The sequence below is a fragment of the Arthrobacter sp. CJL-S3 genome (assembly GCF_056711635.1).
In genome coordinates this window covers 2,556,908-2,576,414 of record NZ_CM160046.1, presented here as the reverse complement: position 1 = coordinate 2,576,414, position 19,507 = coordinate 2,556,908, and the positions used below count along the sequence as shown (strand labels likewise).

General features: G+C 68.0%; 16 protein-coding genes and 2 tRNA genes. 12 read left to right on the top strand and 6 right to left on the bottom strand.

The window, feature by feature from the left end:
• Nucleotides 1-22 precede the first annotated feature (22 nt).
• Both AC06G6_RS11730 and AC06G6_RS11725 read right to left on the bottom strand, forming a co-directional pair.
• Nucleotides 23-481 (bottom strand): globin, encoded by a 459-nt coding sequence (locus AC06G6_RS11730; protein WP_479822214.1) that lies wholly within the window; start codon nucleotides 479-481, stop codon nucleotides 23-25.
• Between the two features lie 4 nt (nucleotides 482-485).
• Complete coding sequence (locus tag AC06G6_RS11725) at nucleotides 486-1,151, bottom strand: mechanosensitive ion channel family protein (RefSeq protein WP_479828645.1); 666 nt, start codon at nucleotides 1,149-1,151, stop codon at nucleotides 486-488.
• Between the two features lie 137 nt (nucleotides 1,152-1,288).
• Here AC06G6_RS11725 and AC06G6_RS11720 point away from each other — a divergent pair, with 137 nt between their 5' ends.
• Nucleotides 1,289-2,299: an NAD-dependent epimerase/dehydratase family protein gene (locus AC06G6_RS11720; RefSeq protein WP_479822212.1), complete on the top strand. Its 1,011-nt coding sequence runs from the start codon at nucleotides 1,289-1,291 to the stop codon at nucleotides 2,297-2,299.
• Here the strand turns inward: AC06G6_RS11720 and AC06G6_RS11715 are convergent.
• Nucleotides 2,296-2,781: an OsmC family protein gene (locus tag AC06G6_RS11715; protein ID WP_479822210.1), complete on the bottom strand. Its 486-nt coding sequence runs from the start codon at nucleotides 2,779-2,781 to the stop codon at nucleotides 2,296-2,298. The two genes, AC06G6_RS11720 and AC06G6_RS11715, sit on opposite strands and share 4 nt — an antisense overlap.
• Before the next feature lie 128 nt (nucleotides 2,782-2,909).
• Nucleotides 2,910-5,465 carry an aminopeptidase N gene (gene pepN / locus AC06G6_RS11710; RefSeq protein ID WP_479822208.1) on the bottom strand — a complete coding sequence of 852 codons (2,556 nt, stop codon included), beginning with the start codon at nucleotides 5,463-5,465 and terminating at the stop codon, nucleotides 2,910-2,912.
• Between the two features lie 146 nt (nucleotides 5,466-5,611).
• On the opposite strand from pepN, the gene AC06G6_RS11705 reads away from it, so the two are divergent.
• From AC06G6_RS11705 to AC06G6_RS11695, 3 genes are all read left to right on the top strand, one after another.
• Nucleotides 5,612-6,613, top strand: a complete 1,002-nt coding sequence (locus AC06G6_RS11705) for a hypothetical protein (protein ID WP_479822206.1) — start codon at nucleotides 5,612-5,614, stop codon at nucleotides 6,611-6,613.
• A 170-nt stretch (nucleotides 6,614-6,783) separates the two neighbouring features.
• Nucleotides 6,784-7,224, top strand: coding sequence for a ribose-5-phosphate isomerase (locus AC06G6_RS11700; RefSeq protein WP_479828643.1), 441 nt, complete (start codon nucleotides 6,784-6,786; stop codon nucleotides 7,222-7,224).
• Nucleotides 7,224-8,162 (top strand): Fpg/Nei family DNA glycosylase, encoded by a 939-nt coding sequence (locus AC06G6_RS11695; RefSeq protein ID WP_479822204.1) that lies wholly within the window; start codon nucleotides 7,224-7,226, stop codon nucleotides 8,160-8,162. The genes AC06G6_RS11700 and AC06G6_RS11695 overlap by 1 nt, the downstream gene beginning before the upstream one ends.
• 243 nt (nucleotides 8,163-8,405) lie before the next feature.
• Here AC06G6_RS11695 and AC06G6_RS11690 read toward each other — a convergent pair.
• Nucleotides 8,406-8,476 (bottom strand) — tRNA-Gly (locus AC06G6_RS11690).
• A gap of 131 nt (nucleotides 8,477-8,607) precedes the next feature.
• Between AC06G6_RS11690 and AC06G6_RS11685 the strand changes: the two genes are divergently transcribed.
• The 8 genes from AC06G6_RS11685 to AC06G6_RS11650 all read left to right on the top strand — a co-directional run bounded on the left by AC06G6_RS11685 (nucleotide 8,608) and on the right by AC06G6_RS11650 (nucleotide 16,658).
• Nucleotides 8,608-8,682: transfer RNA gene (locus tag AC06G6_RS11685), tRNA-Pro, on the top strand.
• A 69-nt stretch (nucleotides 8,683-8,751) separates the two neighbouring features.
• Nucleotides 8,752-10,173: a trigger factor gene (gene tig, locus AC06G6_RS11680; protein WP_479822202.1), complete on the top strand. Its 1,422-nt coding sequence runs from the start codon at nucleotides 8,752-8,754 to the stop codon at nucleotides 10,171-10,173.
• Nucleotides 10,174-10,418: 245 nt separating this feature from the next.
• Nucleotides 10,419-11,060: an ATP-dependent Clp protease proteolytic subunit gene (locus AC06G6_RS11675; protein ID WP_307462693.1), complete on the top strand. Its 642-nt coding sequence runs from the start codon at nucleotides 10,419-10,421 to the stop codon at nucleotides 11,058-11,060.
• Nucleotides 11,061-11,098: 38 nt separating this feature from the next.
• Entirely contained in the window at nucleotides 11,099-11,758 is a 660-nt protein-coding gene (locus AC06G6_RS11670; RefSeq protein ID WP_307462833.1) for an ATP-dependent Clp protease proteolytic subunit, read from the top strand.
• Nucleotides 11,759-11,971: 213 nt separating this feature from the next.
• Nucleotides 11,972-13,252, top strand: coding sequence for an ATP-dependent Clp protease ATP-binding subunit ClpX (clpX, locus tag AC06G6_RS11665; RefSeq protein WP_307462695.1), 1,281 nt, complete (start codon nucleotides 11,972-11,974; stop codon nucleotides 13,250-13,252).
• A 141-nt stretch (nucleotides 13,253-13,393) separates the two neighbouring features.
• On the top strand, nucleotides 13,394-13,966 hold the full coding sequence (locus AC06G6_RS11660) for a mycothiol-dependent nitroreductase Rv2466c family protein (protein WP_479828642.1): 573 nt from the start codon (nucleotides 13,394-13,396) through the stop codon (nucleotides 13,964-13,966).
• Between the two features lie 414 nt (nucleotides 13,967-14,380).
• Nucleotides 14,381-16,219 carry a glycoside hydrolase family 15 protein gene (locus tag AC06G6_RS11655; protein ID WP_479822199.1) on the top strand — a complete coding sequence of 613 codons (1,839 nt, stop codon included), beginning with the start codon at nucleotides 14,381-14,383 and terminating at the stop codon, nucleotides 16,217-16,219.
• A 145-nt stretch (nucleotides 16,220-16,364) separates the two neighbouring features.
• Nucleotides 16,365-16,658 (top strand): putative quinol monooxygenase, encoded by a 294-nt coding sequence (locus AC06G6_RS11650; protein WP_479822197.1) that lies wholly within the window; start codon nucleotides 16,365-16,367, stop codon nucleotides 16,656-16,658.
• A 96-nt stretch (nucleotides 16,659-16,754) separates the two neighbouring features.
• On the opposite strand, the gene valS is transcribed toward AC06G6_RS11650, so the two are convergent.
• Nucleotides 16,755-19,373: a valine--tRNA ligase gene (gene valS, locus AC06G6_RS11645; protein WP_479822195.1), complete on the bottom strand. Its 2,619-nt coding sequence runs from the start codon at nucleotides 19,371-19,373 to the stop codon at nucleotides 16,755-16,757.
• Nucleotides 19,374-19,507: the final 134 nt, after the last annotated feature.

Below are 19,507 nucleotides of genomic sequence, written 5' to 3'. Positions count from 1 at the left end.
ACCCGGCGCCCCCGGACCGGTCTCAGGCTCCGGAGGGGCTGTTCACCATGGAGAGGGCCGCCCGCTCCATGTAGTCCCAGAGCGTCCCCTCGTGCAGCGGGGGAAGTTCCAGGGCATCCACGGCGGTGCGCATGTGGAACAGCCACCGCTCCTTGGCCTCCGGGGTGACCCGGAAGGGCATGTGGCGCATCCGCAGCCTCGGGTGGCCGCGCTCCTCGCCGTACGTCGTCGGGCCGCCCCAGTACTGCTCCAGGAACATCAGGAAGCGCCGCTTGGCGGGGCCGAGGTCCTCCTCCGGATACATCGGCCGCAGCAGCGGATCAGTCGCCACGCCGTCGTAGAACACGTCGACGAGCTTCACGAAAGTCTCGTGGCCGCCCACGGCGTCGTAGAAGTTGTCCGTGTAGCCGGGCTGGGTGAACGGGTCGTTCTGCAGCAGCTGCTTGGGCTGGCGGGGTTCGCCGGCGCTGGGAATCGTCATGGTTCTATTCTCCGGCCTTCTGCTGGGGCGCGCTGTCGGCCTCGTCCGCCGGCGGCGTGACGGGCGGAATGTAGGTGCCCTGGGAACGGTTGCCCACCCGCAGGATTTCGCCGTTGCGGAGGTACCAGATGGCGCCGTCCTCCGCCCGGACCCGGGTGATCCGCAGGTTCATGGCCTCGACCGTGCCCACCACCTCTGAGGTCTCGATGATGTCGCCGATCCCGTACTGGTCCTCGATGGTGATAAAGATGCCGGCCAGGAAGTCGCGGATCAGCTGCTGGGCGCCGAAGCCGATGGCGATACCGAGGATACCGACGCTGGTCAGGATCGGCGCCACGTCGACGTTCAGGCTCTTGAGCACGTACACGCTGGTGAGGACGGCCACCAGCACGCCCACCACGCTGCTGAGCAACGCTCCGATGGTGTGGGCCCGCTGGACGCGGCGTTCGTGGTCCAGTGCGCGGAGCGCGGGCGCCGCCCAGCGGAAGTACGGCTTCTTGAACAGGGTGGATCCCGCCGCGATGCGTTTGGTGATGACGGAGATCATGAAAGACGCCACCAGCCACACGGTGATGCCGACGCCCAAGCTGATGAGGACACCGGCCACGTTGATCTCCGACATGGCCGACATGTCCGGCGGGGTGATGGGTTCGGTGGTCATGCTGAACATCGTTCGGGGGTACTCCTTGTTGCTGCGGATCTGCTGCCGGCCGGTATCGCCGGGCAAGGCGTCATGGGAGGCGGCCGACGTTCGCCGGGCGCATAACGCTCTGGTCTCATTCAACATTAGCGCCGTAGCGTAGCCACATGCGCATCCTGGTTCTCGGAGGCACGGCCTTCCTCTCAGCTGAAACAGCCCGGCAGGCCCTGGCCGCTGGCCACGAGGTCACGTGCCTGGCGCGCGGGACCGCTGGCGCGCCCCCGGACGGCGCCACCTGGTTGCGGGCGGACCGCGCGGAAGGCGCCGCCGCGTATACCGCCGCACGCGGGGCCGCCGACTCCGAGGGGGCCTGGGACGCCGTCGTCGACGTTTCCCGGGACCCAGACCAGGCGCGGGAGGCACTTGAGGCGCTGGCCGGCTCCGCCAGGCACTGGACCTTCATCTCCAGCTGCTCCGTCTACGCAGACCATTCCGTGGCCGGGGCGGACGAAGCCGCCGAAGTCCTGGCGCCGCTCCCGCCCGGGACGGAACTCAGCGCCGGGAACTACGGCGAAGCCAAAGCCGCCATCGAGCACTGGACCACTGAACTCGCCGGGGACCGGGCCCACATTTGCCGGGCCGGGCTCATCGGCGGCCCGGGCGACGGCTCGGACCGCTACGGGTACTGGCCGGCCCGCTTCGCCCGGGACGCGGACCCCGTCCTGGTCCCGGGCATCCCCACGGACGCCACCCAGATCATCGACGTCCGCGACCTTGCGGCCTGGATCCTCACCGCCGCCCGGAACGGGACCACCGGGACGCTGAACGCTGTTGGGGAGCCGGTGCCGTTCGCCGAGTATCTCAAGGCCTCGCGCCAGCTCGCCGGCGGTTCCGCCGAGGTGGTCGCCGCTCCGGAGGACTGGCTGGTGTCCCGCGGGGCGAACTACTGGGCCGGTCCGGACTCGCTGCCGTTGTGGCTGCCGCCGGGCCACGAGGGCTTCGCGACCCGCAGCAGTGCCGCGGCCCGGGCCGCCGGGCTGCTCATCCGACCCTGGGCGGACACGCTGCGGGACACTCTGGCGGACGAACGCCGCCGCGGACTCGGCCGCGAACGCAGGGCCGGGATGAGCCAGGAGGCCGAACGCCGGATCCTGGCCGAATACCGGGCCCTCCGTTAGGGGCCCTGGCCCTCGGTCACCGTGCTTGGTTCGTGCAGCACCGGGAAGTTGACGCTCCGGGCGATGAAGCAGACCCGGTTCGCCCCGGCGTGCAGCTCCTCCATGAGCTCCTTGGCCGCCGGCGCCGCCAGGGTGACCCGGGGCCTGAGCGTGACCGATTCAAACTGTCCGCTGCCGTCCCGGTTGGTCCGCATCAGCCCCTCAGCCCGGTCCTCATACCCCGTGACAACCACCCCGTGCTTCACCGCCACGTGCAGGAAGGACAGCATGTGGCACTGGGACAGGGCGGCCAGCAGCAGCTGCTCCGGGTTGTAGCGGGTGCGGTCGCCGTGGAACGTCGGATCCGCGGAACCGTGCAGGACCGGCACTCCGGGGATCTCGATGTCGTGGTCGCGTGAATAGCCGCGGTAGGACGCCGTCCCCTCGCCCAGGTTCCCGGTCCAGCGGACTGTCAGCGCATAGCGGTGCTCGTCGAGGCTCATGGCTTCAGCCTAGGACACGTCCCCGCCCAAGTAGCTCGCAGCAGGGGCCGTTTAGAGCGCCCAGAACGTCCTTTGCTGCGAGCTACTTGGGGTGTGGGACCGATGGCGGGGCTCCGGGACAGGACCCCTTAGTCGACGTCGGCCTGGCGGGCGCGCAGCGCGCGGGCGACGCCGTCGCGGTTCTCCAGCATCATCCGCCGCAGGGCGGCACCGTCCTCCGGCAGCGCGGCCAGGAACTCGTCCGTGCGGTCCACGGTCGCCTGCGTGGTCAGCTGCGCCGGGTAGAGCCCGACGACGATCTGCTGGGCCAGCGCGTGCGTGCGCTCCTTGACGATGCCCGGGACCGCGTCGAAGTATTTCTCCGCGTACGGCTCCAGCAGGGAGGTGTCCAGCACCCGGGTGAAGCCGCTGACGGCTGAGCCCTGGAGCGCGTTGGACAGCTCGCCCTTGACCACAATCGAGTCCCAGGCCGCTGCCTTGGCCTCGGCCGTCGGGATGGCGGCCTTGGCGAGGGCCGCCGCGTTCTGCCCGGTGGCGGTGTTGTCGCGCGCGAGTTCGGCGTCGATCTGCTCCTGCCCGGCGCGGCCGCCGGCGACGAGGGAGGTGATCAGTTCCCATCGCAGGTCCTGGTCCACGGTGAGGCCCTCCAGCGTCAGGCCGCCCTCCAGCAGGCCGGAGACGGTGTCCAGCTGTGCGGCGCTGCGGGCCAGCAGGGCATAGGACTTGACGAACTGCAGCTGCGCGTCGGAGCCTGCCGGGACGCCGGACGCGAGTTCCCAGAGCCGGTCGACGGCGGCCACCGCGGTGGCTTCCTTGTGATCCGGAGCCACATAGAAATTCAGTGTGGTCGCGAGCTGGCGCAGCTGGACCTGGATCACCGAGGAGTCGGATTCCTCGGCGATGTTGGCCAGGATCAGTTCCACGTAGCGGCGGGCGGGGGTTTCGCCGTCGCGGGCCGCGTCCCAGGCCGAGCCCCACACCAGGGTCCGGGGAAGGCTCTGGCTGAAGTCCTTGAGGTGGGCCGTGGCCGTGGCGAGGGACTTCGGGTCGAGGCGGACCTTCGCGTAGGCGAGGTCGTCGTCGTTGAGCAGGATCAGGTCCGGCTGGGCCAGCCCGGCCAGCGACGGCACCTCGGTGCGTCCGCCGGCGACGTCGAGCTCCTCGCGGTGGACCCGTTCCAGCTTCCCGGCGGCCGTGAGGTTGTAGAAGCCGACCGCGAGCCGGTGCGGGCGGATGGTGGGCTGGGACTCGGTGGCGGACTGCAGGATCGCGAAGGACGAGATCGTCCCGTCGTCACCCACGGCGAGTTCGGACTTGAGCGTGTTCACGCCGGCGGTCTCCAGCCACAGCTGGCCCCACTGGTCCAGGTCCCGGCCGCTCGCCTTTTCCAGCTCGGCCATCAGGTCGCTGAGCTCGGTGTTCTGCCAGGCGTGCTTGCGGAAGTACTCGCGGACGCCGGCCATGAACTCCTCCGGCCCCACCCACGCCACCAGCTGGCGGAGCACCGAGGCGCCCTTGGCGTAGGTGATGCCGTCGAAGTTCACCTCGACGTCCTCGAGGTCGTTGATCTCGGCGAAGATCGGGTGGGTGGTGGGCAACTGGTCCTGGCGGTAGGCCCAGGACTTCTCCACCGAGGCGAAGGTGGTCCAGGCGCGGTCGAACCGGGTGTTTTCCACGGCGGCCAGGTGGGACATGTATTCGGCGAAGGACTCGTTGAGCCAGAGGTCGTTCCACCAGCGCATCGTCACGAGGTCCCCGAACCACATGTGGGCGAGCTCGTGCAGCACGGTGATGGCGCGGCGCTCCACCTGGGCGTCCGTGACCTTGCTGCGGAAGATGTAGCCTTCCAGGATGGTCACGGCCCCGGCGTTTTCCATGGCGCCGGCATTGAACTCGGGCACGAAGAGCTGGTCGTACTTCTCGAACGGGTACGGGCAGCCGAACTGCGCCTCGAAGAACTCGAATCCCTGGCGGGTGAGCTGAAAAATGTTGTCGGCGTCCAGGTACTGCATCAGGGACTTGCGCGCGAAGATGCCCAGCGGGGTGACCTTCCCCTCGGCGGAGACCACTTCGCTGCGGACGGACTGGTACGGCCCCGCGATCAGAGCCGTGACGTAGGAGGAGAGCCGCGGCGTGGGGGTGAATTCCCAGACGGAGCGGGCGCCGCCGTCGGTGCCGGGGATCGTCTCGACCGGCACCGGGGTGGGGGAGTTGGAGACGATGTCCCAGTGCGAGGGGGCAATGACCGTGAACGTGAAGCTGGCCTTGAGGTCGGGCTGCTCAAATACGGCGAACATCCGCCGGGAATCCGGCACCTCGAACTGCGTGTACAGGTAGACCTCGTGGTCCACCGGGTCCACGAAGCGGTGCAGCCCCTCGCCCGTGTTCATGTACGGGGCCTCGGCGACGACGAGCAGCTCGTTGTCCGCCGCCAGATCCGGCAGCTGGATGCGGATCCCGTCGGACACCTCCGCCGGGTCCAGCTCACGACCGTTCAGGGTCACACTCTGCACGGCGTCGGTGACGGCGTCGATGAACGTCGAGGACCCCGGCCTGGCCGTGAACTTCACGGCGGTGGTGGCGCCGAAGACTTTTTCCCCGCGGGTCAGGTCAAGCTCGACCTCGTAGGAGTCGACGGTGATCAGTTCGGCGCGCTCGCGTGCTTCGGTGCGCGTCAGGTTCATTCCGGGCAAAGTGGGGCCTCCAGGGATGCGTGGGGATGGGAGAACTCGGTACTGTGAAATCATTCTTTCACTTGTTGGGCGCTTGGCAAGTTGCCTGGGTCACACCACAGTACTAAGGCCGAATCACCGGGGGTAGCGTTGGGGATATGGGAAAGCTTCGGGATTCCGTAGACGTCCGGGCGCTGCGCTTCGCCGTGGGGTTCCCGCTGGTGCTCGCCGCGGCGTTTGTGGTGTGCGCTGTCCTGCTCCGCCCGGATCTGCCCGAGCCGCTGGCCGTGCGCTGGGTCGAGGGCGCCGCCGCGGACTTCGCGCCGTTTGGGGCGGTCGTCGGCGTGGGTGCGGCCATGATCGTGCTGTTCGGCGGGGCCGTGCTGGTGCAGGCAGTGCCGCTGTCCCGTCCGGCCATCATGCGCCGGATCATGATGGGTGCCGGGCTGTTCGTGAGCCTGTTCGTCACCACCGTCCTCGCCGCCGTGCTGGTTGGACAGCTCGGCCTGCCGGACGCCAGGGACGCCCGGGTGGATGTCGCCGTCCTCGCCATGGGCAGCGGGGCCGCCCTGGGCCTGGGCGTCGTCATGGGTTTTGTCTTCAAAGCCGACGAACGCTGGTCCACGGACGATGACCGGGCCATGGCCGAAGCCCTGGCCCGCGAGCTCGACCCCGACCTGGCCCGCGACTCGGTGAGCCTGTGGGTCCACGCCCGCAGCTCGGTCTTCGTGATGCTCGGGATCGCCACCCTGCTTCCCGCCGCGCTCCTGACCATCGCCGTGCCGTGGCTCGCCGCGCTCCTCGTGGCCCTCGCCCTGCTGGCCGCTGCGTGCCTGTTCGCCCGCATCCGGGTGGACCGGAGCGGGCTGCGGGTCTTCGCGGCCGGCTTCGTCAGGGTGATGGACGTGCCGGCCGCGGCCATCGAGGGGGCGACGCCGAAAGAGGTCAGGGCAGCCGACTACGGCGGCTGGGGATACCGCAGCCACGGCACCACGACGGCGCTGCTCGTCAGCAGCGGACCGGCAGTCGTCGTCGACCGTTCCGACGGCCGCACCCTGACCGTCAGCGGCGGGAGCGCCACGACGGCGGACAATGTCGCGCAGGTGATCTCACGGGTGGCGGAGCGGGCGCACCGGCCCGGCGGCGCCGCGGGTGTGTGAAGCCCGCCCGGCGGCCAGGCCCGCCCGCCGGCCCGTGCCCTAGTAGGCTGGGAACAGCCCCCAGAACCGCCCTGCAGCCCACGTGACTCCACGGATCTGCCCAACTGAACGGATACGCCGTGACCCCCTCTGACCTCCCGCGCGTGCACATCGCCACCGACCACGCCGGCATGGAACTCAGCGCCCACCTCGTCAGCCACCTCGGCGCCAAAGGCTACGAGGTCATCGACCACGGACCCAAGGTCTACGACGCCCTGGATGACTACCCCTCCTTCTGCATCAACGCAGCCCTCGCGGTCGTGGCGGACCAGGAAGCCGGCACCAGCGCCCTCGGAATCGTCCTTGGCGGCTCCGGCAACGGCGAGCAGATCGCCGCCAACAAGGTCAAGGGCGTGCGCGCGGCGCTGGCCTGGAACCTCTCCACCGCGAAGCTGGCCCGCGACCACAACGACGCCAACGTCGTCGCCGTCGGCGGCCGCCAGCACAGCGTCGAGGAGGCCACGGAAATCATCGAGGCGTTCCTGGCCGAACCCTTCAGCAACGACGAGCGCCACGTCCGCCGGATCGGCAAGATTGCCGCGTATGAGCGCACCGGCGAGGTCATCGCCTAGTGCCGGAAGGGCACTCCGTCCACCGGCTGGCACGCCAGTTCGGGGACGTCTTCACGGGGGAGCGGCTCGCCGTGTCCAGCCCGCAGGGCCGCTTCGTTCACGGCGCGGCGCTGCTGGACGGCCACGCCCTCACCGGCTCCGCGGCGCACGGGAAACACCTCTTCCTGGAGTTCGAGCACGGGCTGCTGCTGCACGTCCACCTGGGCCTGTACGGTGCCTGGGACTTCGGCGGCGACGCCGGTTTCCGGGGCGCGTCCAGCATCGGCGCGCCCCGCAAAGTGGGGGAGCGGGAGGTCTACGACGACGGCGGGGCAGCGGCCGGAGCCGACGGGCCGGCCGCGTACGAGGGCCCGCCCGCCCCGGTCGGCGCCGTCCGCGTCCGGCTCGCCGGGGCCCACGGCTGGGCCGACCTCCGCGGCGCGACCACCTGCGAGACCGTCACGGAAGCGGAGGCGGCAGCCGTGCTGGCACGGCTTGGCCCCGACCCGCTGCGGAACGGCCCCGGCGACCGGGACGCCTTCGCCGCCGCGGTCCTGGCCAAACGCACACCGCTCGCGGCCCTGCTGATGGACCAGAAGGTCATCGCCGGCGTCGGCAACGTGTACCGCGCCGAGCTCCTCTTCCGGCAGCGGCTGGACCCCTGGCTGCCGGGGCGGGGACTGGCCGCGGAGGCGGCCGGACAGCTGTGGGACGACACCGTCGCGATGATGTCCGACGGCGTCCGCGACGGCCGGATCATCACCACACCCCCGCGCTATTGGAGCGGACCCGCCGGCGCCGCGCCGGGCGGCAGATCCCGCGGCCTTCCCGCCCCGGAGGAATCCCACTTCGTCTACCGCCGGCAGGGACTGGACTGCCGGGACTGCGGCACACCCGTGGCCCTGACCGACCTCGGTGCCCGCAAGCTCTACTGGTGCCCGTCCTGCCAGCGCGGCTGACTCATCGGCCTGGGACAGCTGCGGATCGGACGTGAGCCGGCGTCCCTCCGGGGCGCCTTTGGCTGCGATTCCGGTCCCTGGCCCCGCCAGTTGCTGCGTGTCCGTGTCAAAGTAGCCCCGATCCGCGGCCGGGCCGAACGTGCCAGGGCGGACGCCAGGGAGTCGGAGTGCGCAAGCACCGGAGTGCGGGACCCGGATACGAAAAAAGCCCCTCCGGAGAGGGGCTTCTTTGTCATATTTCGGAGGGGACGACGGGAATCGAACCCGCATCATCAGTTTGGAAGACTGAGGCTTTACCACTAAGCTACGTCCCCGGGAACATGCTGGAACTTCAGCAAGACTTCCGGGCGGCTGTTGAAGCCGGATACAACTAAACCTAATTCAGGGCCCCGGTGTCAAATGTGCAAACCGGCGCAATTTGACCGTAGACTGTTCTGTGCACTTACGGGGTGTAGCTCAGCTTGGCTAGAGCACCTGCTTTGGGAGCAGGAAGTCGCAGGTTCAAATCCTGTCACCCCGACTCTGCAGGTACTGCCAGACCCTTGGCGGTGCAGAACCCCACCCCCTAAAAACCAGGAGTACTTAGACTGTGAAGAGCGCTGTCGAGAACCTCACCCCCACGCGGGTCAAGCTCAATGTTGAGGTCCCCTTTGAGGAATTGAAGCCCAGCATCGCAGAGGCATACAAGACTGTTGCTTCGCAGATCCAGGTCCCCGGTTTCCGCAAGGGCAAGGTCCCCTCCAAGCTCATTGACCAGCGCGTCGGCCGCGGCTACGTGCTGGAGACTGCCATCAACGAAGGCCTCAACGGCTGGTACCAGGCAGCCGTTCAGGAAACCGGCATCCGCCCGCTGAGCCGTCCCGAGGTCGAAATCACCGAGGTCCCGGACCCGTCCGCCACCGACGGTGAACTGAAGTTCCACGCCGAGGTTGACGTCCGCCCCGAGATCGAACTGCCCGACTACGCCGGCATCAAGGTTGAGGTTGCCGCCGCGGAGTCCACCGACGCCGACGTCGACAAGGCCCTGGACGAACTCCGCGGCCGCTTCGGCACGCTGAAGTCCGTGGACCGCCCGGCCGCCGACAAGGACTTCCTGACGATCGACATCACCGCCACCATCGACGGCGCCGAGGTTGACTCCGCCACCGGCCTGTCCTACCAGGTCGGCGCCGGCACCATGCTCGAAGGCCTCGACGAAGCCGTCACCGGCCTCAGCGCCGACGAGGACGCCATCTTCGACACCACCCTCGTGGGCGGCGAGCACGCCGGCGAGTCGGCCCAGGTCAAGGTTGTCGTCAAGTCGGTCAAGGAGCGCGAGCTTCCCGAGGCCGACGACGACTTCGCCCAGCTGGCGTCCGAATTCGACACCCTGGCCGAGCTCCGCGAGGACCTCGCCAAGCAGGCTGCCGAGTCCAAGGTTGTCGAGCAGGGCGTCGAAGCCCGCGACAAGGTCCTCGACAAGCTCGTTGAGCTCGTAGCGGTCCCCGTCCCGGATTCCGTCGTCGAAGAGCAGCTCGAGCAGCACTTCAACGCCGAGAACGCCCACGGCGAAGGCGAGCACGACACGGAGGAGCACCGCGCCGAGGTCAAGGCCAACACCGAGCGCGCCTTCCAGAACGAGATCATCCTTGACGCCATCGCCGAAAAGGAAGAAGTCAACGTCAGCCAGAACGAGCTGATCGACTACATCGTCACCACTGCCGGCCAGTACGGCATGGACCCGAACCAGTTCGCCCAGATCATCGATCAGAGCGGCCAGGTCCCGATGATGGTCTCCGAGGTCCGCCGCCGCAAGGCACTGGCCGTCGTCCTCGGCCAGGCCGAGGTTACGGACTCCGAGGGCAACAAGGTTGACCTCAGCGACTTCGTCCGCCCCGGCGGCGAAGAGGCACCGGTCGAGGCTGGAGCCGAGGCGGCAGCCGAGTCCGAGGACGTCGTCGAGGACGCCGCTTCCGAGGAAGCAGCAGCCGAGACCGCGAAGAATGATGACCCGGCAGCAGTGAAGTTCTAGCACTTTCTGTTCCCGCAGTTCCTGCCGCACCCCCGGATCGCTGATCCGGGGGTGCGGCTTTTTAAGCCGGTGATGAACCCTCCCGGGCAATCGTGCGCCGTCAGCGAACAGCCCCGCGCCTGAGCACAATGGAGCCGGGAAAACCGTTAGTGTCCATGTAGGAAAGTTCAGTGATGTCGTCCAGTGGCGTCACCGTCGCCAGCGAGAGGTAAGTACATATGTCACAGCAAGCAGGGGCACCCCGGATGGCTACTGTCGATCCGGCAGCCCAGGATAACTACATTTACAACCGCCTGCTGAAAGAGCGCATCATCTGGCTCGGCTCCGAGGTCCGCGACGAGAACGCCAACGCGATCTGCTCGCAGCTGCTGCTGCTCTCGGCCGAGAACCCCGAGAAGGATATCTACCTCTACATCAACTCCCCGGGCGGATCCGTCACCGCCGGCATGGCCATCTACGACACGATGCAGTTCATCCCGAACGACGTCGTCACCGTGGCCACCGGCCTCGCCGCCTCGATGGGACAGTTCCTGCTCTCCTCCGGCACCAAGGGCAAGCGCTACGCCACCCCCAACGCCCGCATCCTGATGCACCAGCCCTCCGGCGGCATCGGCGGCACGGCCTCGGACATCAAGATCCAGGCCGAGCTCATCCTGCACATGAAGAAGGTCATGGCCGAACTGACGGCTGACCAGACCGGGCAGACGGTCGAGACCATCCTCAAGGACAACGACCGCGACAAGTGGTTCACGGCCAAGGAAGCCCTCGAATACGGCTTCTTCGACAAGATCGCGGCGCACGCGGGATCCGTGGCCGGCGGCGGCGGAACCAACGCCGACAACACCGCCTCAGTCACGGACTCAACCGACGCTGACACCGAGAACTGACCGGCACGTAGACAGCAATGAATTCAGGAGCAATGAACATGAACTACAACTTCGGTTCGACTGCCGGTAACCTGCCGAGCAGCCGCTACGTGCTGCCGCAGTTCGAAGAGCGCACCCCCTACGGCTTCAAGCGCCAGGACCCCTACACCAAGCTGTTCGAGGACAGGATCATCTTCCTGGGCGTCCAGGTCGACGACGCCTCGGCCGACGACGTGATGGCGCAGCTGCTGGTGCTCGAGTCCACTGACCCGGACCGCGACATCACGCTTTACATCAACTCCCCGGGCGGCTCCTTCACCGCCATGACGGCGATCTACGACACCATGACGTACATCCGCCCGGAGATCCAGACCGTTTGCCTCGGCCAGGCCGCCAGTGCCGCCGCCGTGCTCCTCGCAGCCGGCACGCCGGGCAAGCGCCTCGCGTTGCCGAACGCCCGCGTCCTGATCCACCAGCCCTCGCTCTCCGGCGGCCAGGGCGGCCAGGCCTCCGACCTGGAGATCCAGGCCGCCGAGGTCATGCGCATGCGGGCCTGGCTCGAGGACACGCTGGCCAAGCACTCCGGCCGGACGCCGGAACAGGTCAACAACGACATCGAGCGCGACAAGATCCTCACCGCGGCCGAGGCCATGCAGTACGGACTGATCGACCAGGTGCTGGATTCCCGCAAGATGAAGCCCCAGGCGATTTCCAAGTAGCAGGCCATCACGTCAAAGCAGTACCCGACGCCGGTGCGGCCCACTTTTGTGGCCGCACCGGCGTCGGCTTTCCACCCATCAGGCCCAAAGTGACCTAGAGTGGAACATGTCACGGCTGGCGCCTTCCAAGGCGCGTCCGTGATTCCAGTAACGGGTGCAGCGCTGCGCAGGAGTGGAACACGGCCGGCAGCAAGATTCTAAAGGGGTTCACATATGGCTCGGATTGGCGAGAGCACGGATCTGCTGAAGTGTTCTTTCTGCGGAAAGAGCCAGAAGCAGGTCCGGAAGCTCATTGCCGGGCCCGGCGTCTACATCTGCGACGAGTGCATTGAACTCTGTAACGAGATCATTGAAGAAGAACTCGCCGAAGTAGCTGACCTGGGCAGTTTTGAACTGCCCAAGCCCCGCGAGATCTTCGACTTCCTGCAGGAGTACGTGATCGGCCAGGAGCCCGCCAAACGCTCCCTCGCCGTCGCGGTCTACAACCACTACAAGCGCATCCAGGCCGGGCACGCCCCCAAGAGCGGCAGCCTCGCCGAAGGCGTCCATCACGACGACGTCGAGATCGCCAAGTCCAACATCCTGCTGATCGGCCCCACCGGCTGCGGCAAGACCTACCTCGCGCAGACCCTGGCCCGCCGTCTCAACGTCCCCTTCGCCGTCGCCGACGCCACCGCGCTGACGGAGGCCGGCTACGTCGGCGAGGACGTCGAGAACATCCTGCTCAAGCTCATCCAGGCCGCCGACTACGACGTCAAGAAGGCCGAGCAGGGCATCATCTACATCGATGAGATCGACAAGATCTCCCGCAAGAGCGAGAACCCCTCCATCACCCGGGACGTCTCGGGCGAGGGCGTGCAGCAGGCCCTGCTCAAGATCCTTGAGGGCACCGTCGCCTCGGTTCCGCCGCAGGGCGGCCGCAAGCACCCGCACCAGGAATTCATCCAGATCGACACCACCAACGTGCTCTTCATCGTCGCCGGCGCCTTCGCCGGCCTCGAGGAGATCATCGGTTCACGGTCCGGGCGCAAGGGCATCGGTTTCGGGGCCCCGCTCAATGAGGTCAAGAACAACGCCGACTCCTACGGCGAGGTCATGCCCGAGGACCTGCTGAAGTTCGGGCTCATCCCGGAATTCATCGGCCGCCTCCCGGTGATCACCACGGTCTCCAACCTGGACCGGTCCGCGCTCATCCAGATCCTGTCCACGCCGAAGAACGCCCTCGTGAAGCAGTACCAGAAGATGTTCCAGCTCGACGGCGTGGAGCTGGTCTTCGACGAGGAGGCGCTGAACACGATCGCGGACCAGGCGCTGGAACGCGGCACCGGCGCCCGCGGGCTCCGCGCCATCATGGAGGAAGTCCTGCTCCCGGTGATGTTCGACCTGCCCAGCCGCGACGACATCGCCACGGTCGTCATCACCGAAGACGTGGTCTCCAAGAAGGCCGCGCCCACGATGATCGCCCACGACGTCAAGCGCCGCAAGTCCGCCTGATCCGGAATAAACAAGCCCCGCCGCACGCTGTCACCTGTGGTGCGGCCGGTCGCTGGGCCAGCGCTGTGCACCCTTCCCCCAGACTTCCCAAGGAGAACACCTGTGCCTGAAACCAACAAAGCTGACTTCTGGTTTGATCCGATGTGCCCCTTTGCCTGGGTGACGTCCCGCTGGATCAGCGAGGTGGAAGACGTCCGGGACATCAGCACCGAATGGCACGTCATGAGCCTGGCCATGCTCAACGAGGGCCGCGAGGAACTCCCGGAGGAGTACAAGGCATTCCTCACCAAGGCCTGGGCGCCGGTGCGGGTCATCACGGCCGCCGCCGAGCAGCACGGCACCGGGCACGTCAAGGCGCTCTACGACGCCATGGGCACCAAAATCCACAATGAGGGCAACAAGGACATCGCCGAGGTCATCTCCAAGTCCCTCGCCGAGGTCGGCCTGCCGGCGGAACTCGCGGCGGCAGGCGAGAGCGATAAATTCGACGCCACGCTGCGCACCAGCCACGAGGCCGGAATTGCGCTGGTGGGCCAGGACGTCGGCACGCCGATCGTTGCCTTCAACGGCACCGCCTTCTTCGGCCCGGTGCTCACGCGGATCCCGCGCGGAGAGGAAGCCGGCCGCCTGTGGGACGCCTCGGTGACCCTCGCATCGTTCCCGTACTTCTTCGAAATCAAGCGCAGCCGCACCGAAAGCCCCGTCTTCAACTAGCCGCCCGGGCGGGCAATAAACGGCGCCCGGAGAGCAGCGGAAAGCCCCGGAAGAACTACTCTGATGTAGTTCCTCCGGGGCTCTTGCGCATCCTCAACGCCGGGATCACAATAGAACTTACCCACTTCGAAAGAAGCGGGACGCAGGAACCAAAGATTCAGTGACACTCATCCGACGCAGCCTTCGGCAAAGTCAGATGATGGCTACCAGTGACGAGGTAGGAAGACCTGAAAATCCAAGGATCCTGCCAGATTGTCTAAGACGTCACGTGACAATCGAAAAGTCGAAGCCCCACCAACGGCAACACGCTGATGGGGCTTCCCCTTTGCCCAAAAACAGGGGTTAGCGGCCAAAAACAGCTTTCGCACAGCACAGCGTGTCACCGGACCGGCTCAGCCCACGAACAGGGTGCCCATGAGCAGTGAACCCATCGCCGACTACGCCCTGCTCTCCGACTGCTCGTCGGCAGCCCTGGTCAGCGTTTCCGGATCCGTCGACTGGCTGTGCTTCCCGCGTTTTGACAGCCCTTCGGTCTTCGGACGGCTGCTCGGCCCTGACGCCGGGTACTGGTCAATCCGCGCCGTCGGCCCCCACACCACCAGCCGCCGCTACGTCGGCCCCACGATGGTCCTGGAGACCACCCACACCGCTGCGGAAGGTAGCGTCACGGTCACCGACGCCCTCGTGATGGGCGACGGGAAGCGGGGCCACGACCTGGGCGCGGACTCACCCGCAACCCTGCTGCGCCAGGTGAGCTGCACCGCGGGAACAGCCGAGGTGGACATCGTCTTTAGCCCGCGCCCGGACTACGGCCTCAGCCGTCCCCGGCTGCGCGCGGTCGACGGCGGACTCGTGGCCGGCGCGGGAACCGGGCTGCTGTCCTTGTCCAGCCCGGTCGCCTTCGCGCTCCACGACGGCACCGCGACGGCCCGGCTCACGCTTGCCGCCGGAGACATTGCCGGCTTCGCCCTCCAGCACCAGGCCGCGTCCGACGACGGCGAGCCTGGCTGGAGCCAGACAGGCATCAGCCGCCGGCTCGCCGACACCCTTCAGGGCTGGACCAGCTGGGCGGACATCCACCAGCACTACCAGGGACCCTGGCAGGAGCTCGTCGCCGGCAGCGGACGGGTCCTGCAGGCCCTCACCTACTACCCGACCGGAGCCATCGTGGCCGCCCCGACCACGTCCCTGCCGGAGGTGGCCGGGGGCACCCGCAACTGGGACTACCGCTACACCTGGATCCGCGACGCCAGCATGACCCTGCAGGCACTGTGGGTGTCCGCCTGCCCGGACGAGGCAGGGAAATTCTTCCAGTTCCTCGCCACGGCCGCAGCACGCCAGCTGGCCGCCGGCGAGGAGCTGCAGATCATGTTCGGCATCGGCGGGGAACGCGAACTGCCCGAACGCGAGCTGGCGCACCTGCCCGGCTGGCGCGCCAGTACCCCGGTCCGGGTTGGCAACGGCGCGTGGAACCAGCGCCAGCTCGACGTCTACGGTGAACTGCTCGACGCCGCCGCCACCTTGCCGGAGTACCTCGCCGGGCTCGCACCGGACACCCGGCGCTTCCTGGCCGACGCGGCCGACGCCGCCGCCAAACGCTGGCGCTCGGCGGACCACGGCATCTGGGAGGTGCGCGGGGAGCCACGCCACTATCTGCACTCCAAGCTCATGTGCTGGGTGGCCGTCGACCGGGCCATCAGCCTGGCCGCGATCCTGGGCACGCCCGACCGGATCCCGGGCTGGGCGGAGGCCCGTGAGCAGATCGCGGCCTCTATCCGCGCCAACGGCTGGAGCCCTGCAGCGAATGCCTACACCCAGGCCTACGGCTCCGAGGACCTGGACGCGTCGGCCCTGATGCTCGCCATCGTGGGCTTCCTGCCCGCGGACGATCCGGGCATGCGCGCCACGATCGAGGCGATTGAACAACGGCTCACCGATCCCCGGGGCCTGGTCTACCGCTACCGCGCCGACGACGGGTTCGCCGGCGAGGAGGGGACCTTCCTGTTATGCACCTTCTGGCTGGCGCAGGCGCTGGCCCTCGCCGGCGAGAACGGCCGGGCGCGCGACGTCTTCGCGCGGGCCGCCGGGTTCGCCACTGACCTGGGACTGCTGGCCGAGGAAATTGCTCCGGACAGCGGTGAGCAGCTGGGAAACTTCCCCCAGGCGTTCAGCCACATCGGCCTGGTCAACGCCGCCTGGGCCATCAGCGAAGCGGAACGGCGCAGCGGGGGATCCGGAAGGCAGCAGCGGTAAATGCCCGCCGGGCAGATCCGAAGGAACAAGCCCGGCGGCGGCGCTGTTGCCTCCAATGGCAGGGCACCGGTCCCGGGCCGGGAGCTCCAGGCATCCCGCCCGGCAGTGTCCTGTGTCCCGTACCCCCTGCGAACTTTGGAGCGCCATGCCCATTACAGCCCACCTTGACCTGACCCTCACAGCGGAAGCCCTGCCCACCGCGCCGGCCGTGCTCCGCGAGATCCTCTCCGATACGCGGGCGTTCGCCGGATGCCTCGGAGTCGATGTGCTGGTCGACAGCAAGGATCCGGCGCACTTTCTTGTGGTCGAACAGTGGGCGTCGCTGGAGCACGACTCCGCCTACCGCGAGTGGCGGGCCGGCGACGGCGCGAGCGGGCTGGGGGAGCTCCTGTCCGCCCCACCGGTGCTGACGCACTTCGAGACCTCCTTCGAAGTCTGAGGTCCGGCCCGCACGACCCTGGGAAGAGCACGGGGGCTCCCCGCGCGGCCTGAGCCGGGCGGGGAGCCCCCGTCGTGGGTGCCGTTATGGCGGCCCTTAGGCCTGCGCGGGCTCCTCGGCCGGCGCCAGGACGACGTCGCTGACGGTCAGGTCGCCGTCGCCCACCGCCAGGGTCAGCTCGCGGGCGTTGGCCGCGGCCTTGAGGTCGGCCAGGCCGGCCTTCAGCTGAATGGTGAGGGACTCCGAGGCCGTGATGGTCGCGGACAGCACCTCGGTGCGCTGCTTGACTTTGGCTTCCGACTTGGCCTTGCGGATGCCGCTGAGCGCGGTACCGACGGTGGCCAGCAGGTTCGTGTCGCCGTCGATCGTGGTGGCGGACGGCCACGGGGCGCGGTGCACGGAACCGGTGCGCCACCAGCTCCAGACTTCCTCTGTGGCGAAGGGCAGGAACGGCGCGAAGAGGCGCAGCAGCGTGTCCAGGCTCGTCGCCAGCGCCGCGAGGACGGACGCCTGCTCGGCCTCGCCGGCGGCGCCGTAGGCGCGGTCCTTGATCAGCTCCACGTAGTCATCGGTGAAGTGCCAGAAGAAGCTCTCGGTGATCTGCAGGGCCCGGGCGTAGTCGTAATTCTCAAACGCCTTCGTGGCCTGCTGGACCACGTCGGAGAGCTGCGCCAGCACGGCCCGGTCCAGCGGGTTGCCGAGCACGGACAGGTCACCGGACACCACCGAGTTCTCCGTGGCGCCCAGGTTCAGCACAAACTTGGAGGCGTTGAGCAGCTTGATCGCCAGCCGGCGGCCGATCTTCATCTGCGCGATCTCGTAGGCCGTGTCCGCGCCGAGCTTGGCCGAAGCCGCCCAGTAGCGGACCGCGTCCGAGCCGTACTCCTCCAGCACATCGGTGGGGACGATCACGTTGCCCTTGGACTTGGACATCTTCTTGCGGTCCGGGTCCAGGATCCAGCCGGAGATCGCCGCGTGCTTCCACGGCGCGGAGTCCTGCAGGGCGTCCGCGCGGACCGCGGAGGAGAACAGCCAGGTCCGGATGATGTCGTGGCCCTGCGGGCGCATGTCGAACGGGTAGACCTTGGCGAAGAGCGCCTCGTCGGTGCTCCAGCCGCCCACGATCTGCGGGGTCAGCGAGGATGTCGCCCAGGTGTCCAGCACATCGGCGTCGCCGGTGAATCCGCCCGGCGCATCGCGCTGGGCCTCCTCGTAACCCGGGGCCGAATCCGCGGCGGGGTCCACCGGGAGCTGCGCGTCGGACGGGACGAGGGGAGCTGCGAAGTCGGGGTTGCCGTCGGCGTCGAGCGGGTACCAGACGGGCACCGGCACGCCGAAGAACCGCTGGCGGGACACGAGCCAGTCCCCGTTCAGCCCGGAGATCCAGTTCTCGTAGCGTGAGCGCATAAAGGCCGGGTGGAAATCAATTTCGTGGCCGCGGGCAATGAGCCGCTCGCGCCGCTCGGCGTCCCGGCCGCCGTTGCGGATGTACCACTGGCGCGAGGTCACGACCTCGAGGGGCTTGTCGCCCTTCTCGAAGAAGTTCACCGGGTGCATGATCTTCTTCGGCTCCCCGTCGAGGAGTTCCGCGGCGGCCAGGAGCTCCACCACGGCTTCCTTGGCGCTGAAGACCGTCTTGCCGGCGATCGACTCAAAGGTCGCGCGGCCCTCGGCGGTGGTGATCCACTCCGGGGTCTCGCCGATGATGCGCCCGTCGCGGCCCACGATTGCCCGGGTGGGCAGCTGGAGTTCGCGCCACCAGGTGACGTCGGTGAGGTCGCCGAAGGTGCAGACCATGGCGATGCCGGAGCCCTTGTCCGCCTTGGCGAGCGGGTGGGCCTTGACCTCCACCTCGACGCCGAACAGCGGGGAGGTGACCTTCTTGCCGAACAGCGGCTGGTACCGCTCGTCGTCGGGATTCGCCACCAGGGCGGCGCAGGCGGCCAGCAGTTCCGGGCGCGTGGTCTCGATGTAGATCTCCTCGCCGTCTTCGGTGAAGAAGGGGTAGCGGTAGTACGCGCCGGCGACCTCGCGGTCCTCAAGTTCGGCCTGGGCCACGGCGGTGCGGAAGGTGACATCCCACAGGGTGGGTGCCTCGGCCATGTACGCGTCGCCGGCGGCGAGGTTCGCCAGGAAGGCGCGCTGGGAGATGGCGCGGGACTTGTCGTCGATCGTGCGGTAGGTCAGGTCCCAGTCCACGGACAGGCCGAGCGTCTGGAACAGGTTCTCGAAGACCTTCTCGTCCTCGACGGCGAGCTCCTCGCACAGCTCGATGAAGTTCCGGCGCGAGACGACGTCGAAGTCGCGCTGGTTCTTGGCGGGCTCGGCCGGGGGGCGGTAGCCGGCGTCGTAGGCGGTGGTCGGGTCGCAGCGCACGCCGTAGTAGTTCTGCACGCGGCGCTCGGTGGGCAGGCCGTTGTCGTCCCAGCCCATCGGGTAGAACACGTTTTTGCCGGTCATGCGCTGGTAGCGGGCCAGGACGTCGGTCTGGGTGTAGGAGAACATGTGGCCGACGTGCAGCGAACCCGACGCCGTGGGCGGGGGAGTGTCGATCGAGTACACCTGCTCCCGCGTGGTGTCCGGGTTGAACTTGTAGGTCCCTTCGTCAAGCCAGCGCCGGGTGAGGGCGTCTTCCAGCCCCTCCAGGGCGGGCTTGTCCGGAACGTTGATGGGGGCGGTGGTGGGCGTGTCTGTACCCTGCGTGTCTTCAGCCATGGGCCCAATTCTTCCATTACTTCGACCACTGAAGACACCGCCGAGGGGTTGTCCGGGTCTGGCCGCAGCGGAAGTGACGTGAAGTAGCATGCGCAGATGGGCAATTCCCGCGGAAGTCCTGCCGGAATCTTCGC

Excerpts from the sequence above, each read along its gene's own strand:
- AC06G6_RS11730 (WP_479822214.1), bottom strand. The coding sequence starts at position 481 with ATGACGATTCCCAGCGCCGGCGAACCCCGCCAGCCCAAGCAGCTGCTG.
- AC06G6_RS11720 (WP_479822212.1), top strand. The coding sequence starts at position 1,289 with ATGCGCATCCTGGTTCTCGGAGGCACGGCCTTCCTCTCAGCTGAAACA.
- AC06G6_RS11655 (WP_479822199.1), top strand. The coding sequence starts at position 14,381 with ATGAGCAGTGAACCCATCGCCGACTACGCCCTGCTCTCCGACTGCTCG.
- AC06G6_RS11670 (WP_307462833.1), top strand. The coding sequence starts at position 11,099 with ATGAACTACAACTTCGGTTCGACTGCCGGTAACCTGCCGAGCAGCCGC.
- AC06G6_RS11650 (WP_479822197.1), top strand. The coding sequence starts at position 16,365 with ATGCCCATTACAGCCCACCTTGACCTGACCCTCACAGCGGAAGCCCTG.
- AC06G6_RS11705 (WP_479822206.1), top strand. The coding sequence starts at position 5,612 with ATGGGAAAGCTTCGGGATTCCGTAGACGTCCGGGCGCTGCGCTTCGCC.
- AC06G6_RS11675 (WP_307462693.1), top strand. The coding sequence starts at position 10,419 with ATGGCTACTGTCGATCCGGCAGCCCAGGATAACTACATTTACAACCGC.
- pepN (WP_479822208.1), bottom strand. The coding sequence starts at position 5,465 with ATGAACCTGACGCGCACCGAAGCACGCGAGCGCGCCGAACTGATCACC.
- clpX (WP_307462695.1), top strand. The coding sequence starts at position 11,972 with ATGGCTCGGATTGGCGAGAGCACGGATCTGCTGAAGTGTTCTTTCTGC.
- AC06G6_RS11660 (WP_479828642.1), top strand. The coding sequence starts at position 13,394 with ATGTGCCCCTTTGCCTGGGTGACGTCCCGCTGGATCAGCGAGGTGGAA.
- AC06G6_RS11715 (WP_479822210.1), bottom strand. The coding sequence starts at position 2,781 with ATGAGCCTCGACGAGCACCGCTATGCGCTGACAGTCCGCTGGACCGGG.
- AC06G6_RS11725 (WP_479828645.1), bottom strand. The coding sequence starts at position 1,151 with ATGTTCAGCATGACCACCGAACCCATCACCCCGCCGGACATGTCGGCC.
- AC06G6_RS11700 (WP_479828643.1), top strand. The coding sequence starts at position 6,784 with ATGGAACTCAGCGCCCACCTCGTCAGCCACCTCGGCGCCAAAGGCTAC.
- valS (WP_479822195.1), bottom strand. The coding sequence starts at position 19,373 with ATGGCTGAAGACACGCAGGGTACAGACACGCCCACCACCGCCCCCATC.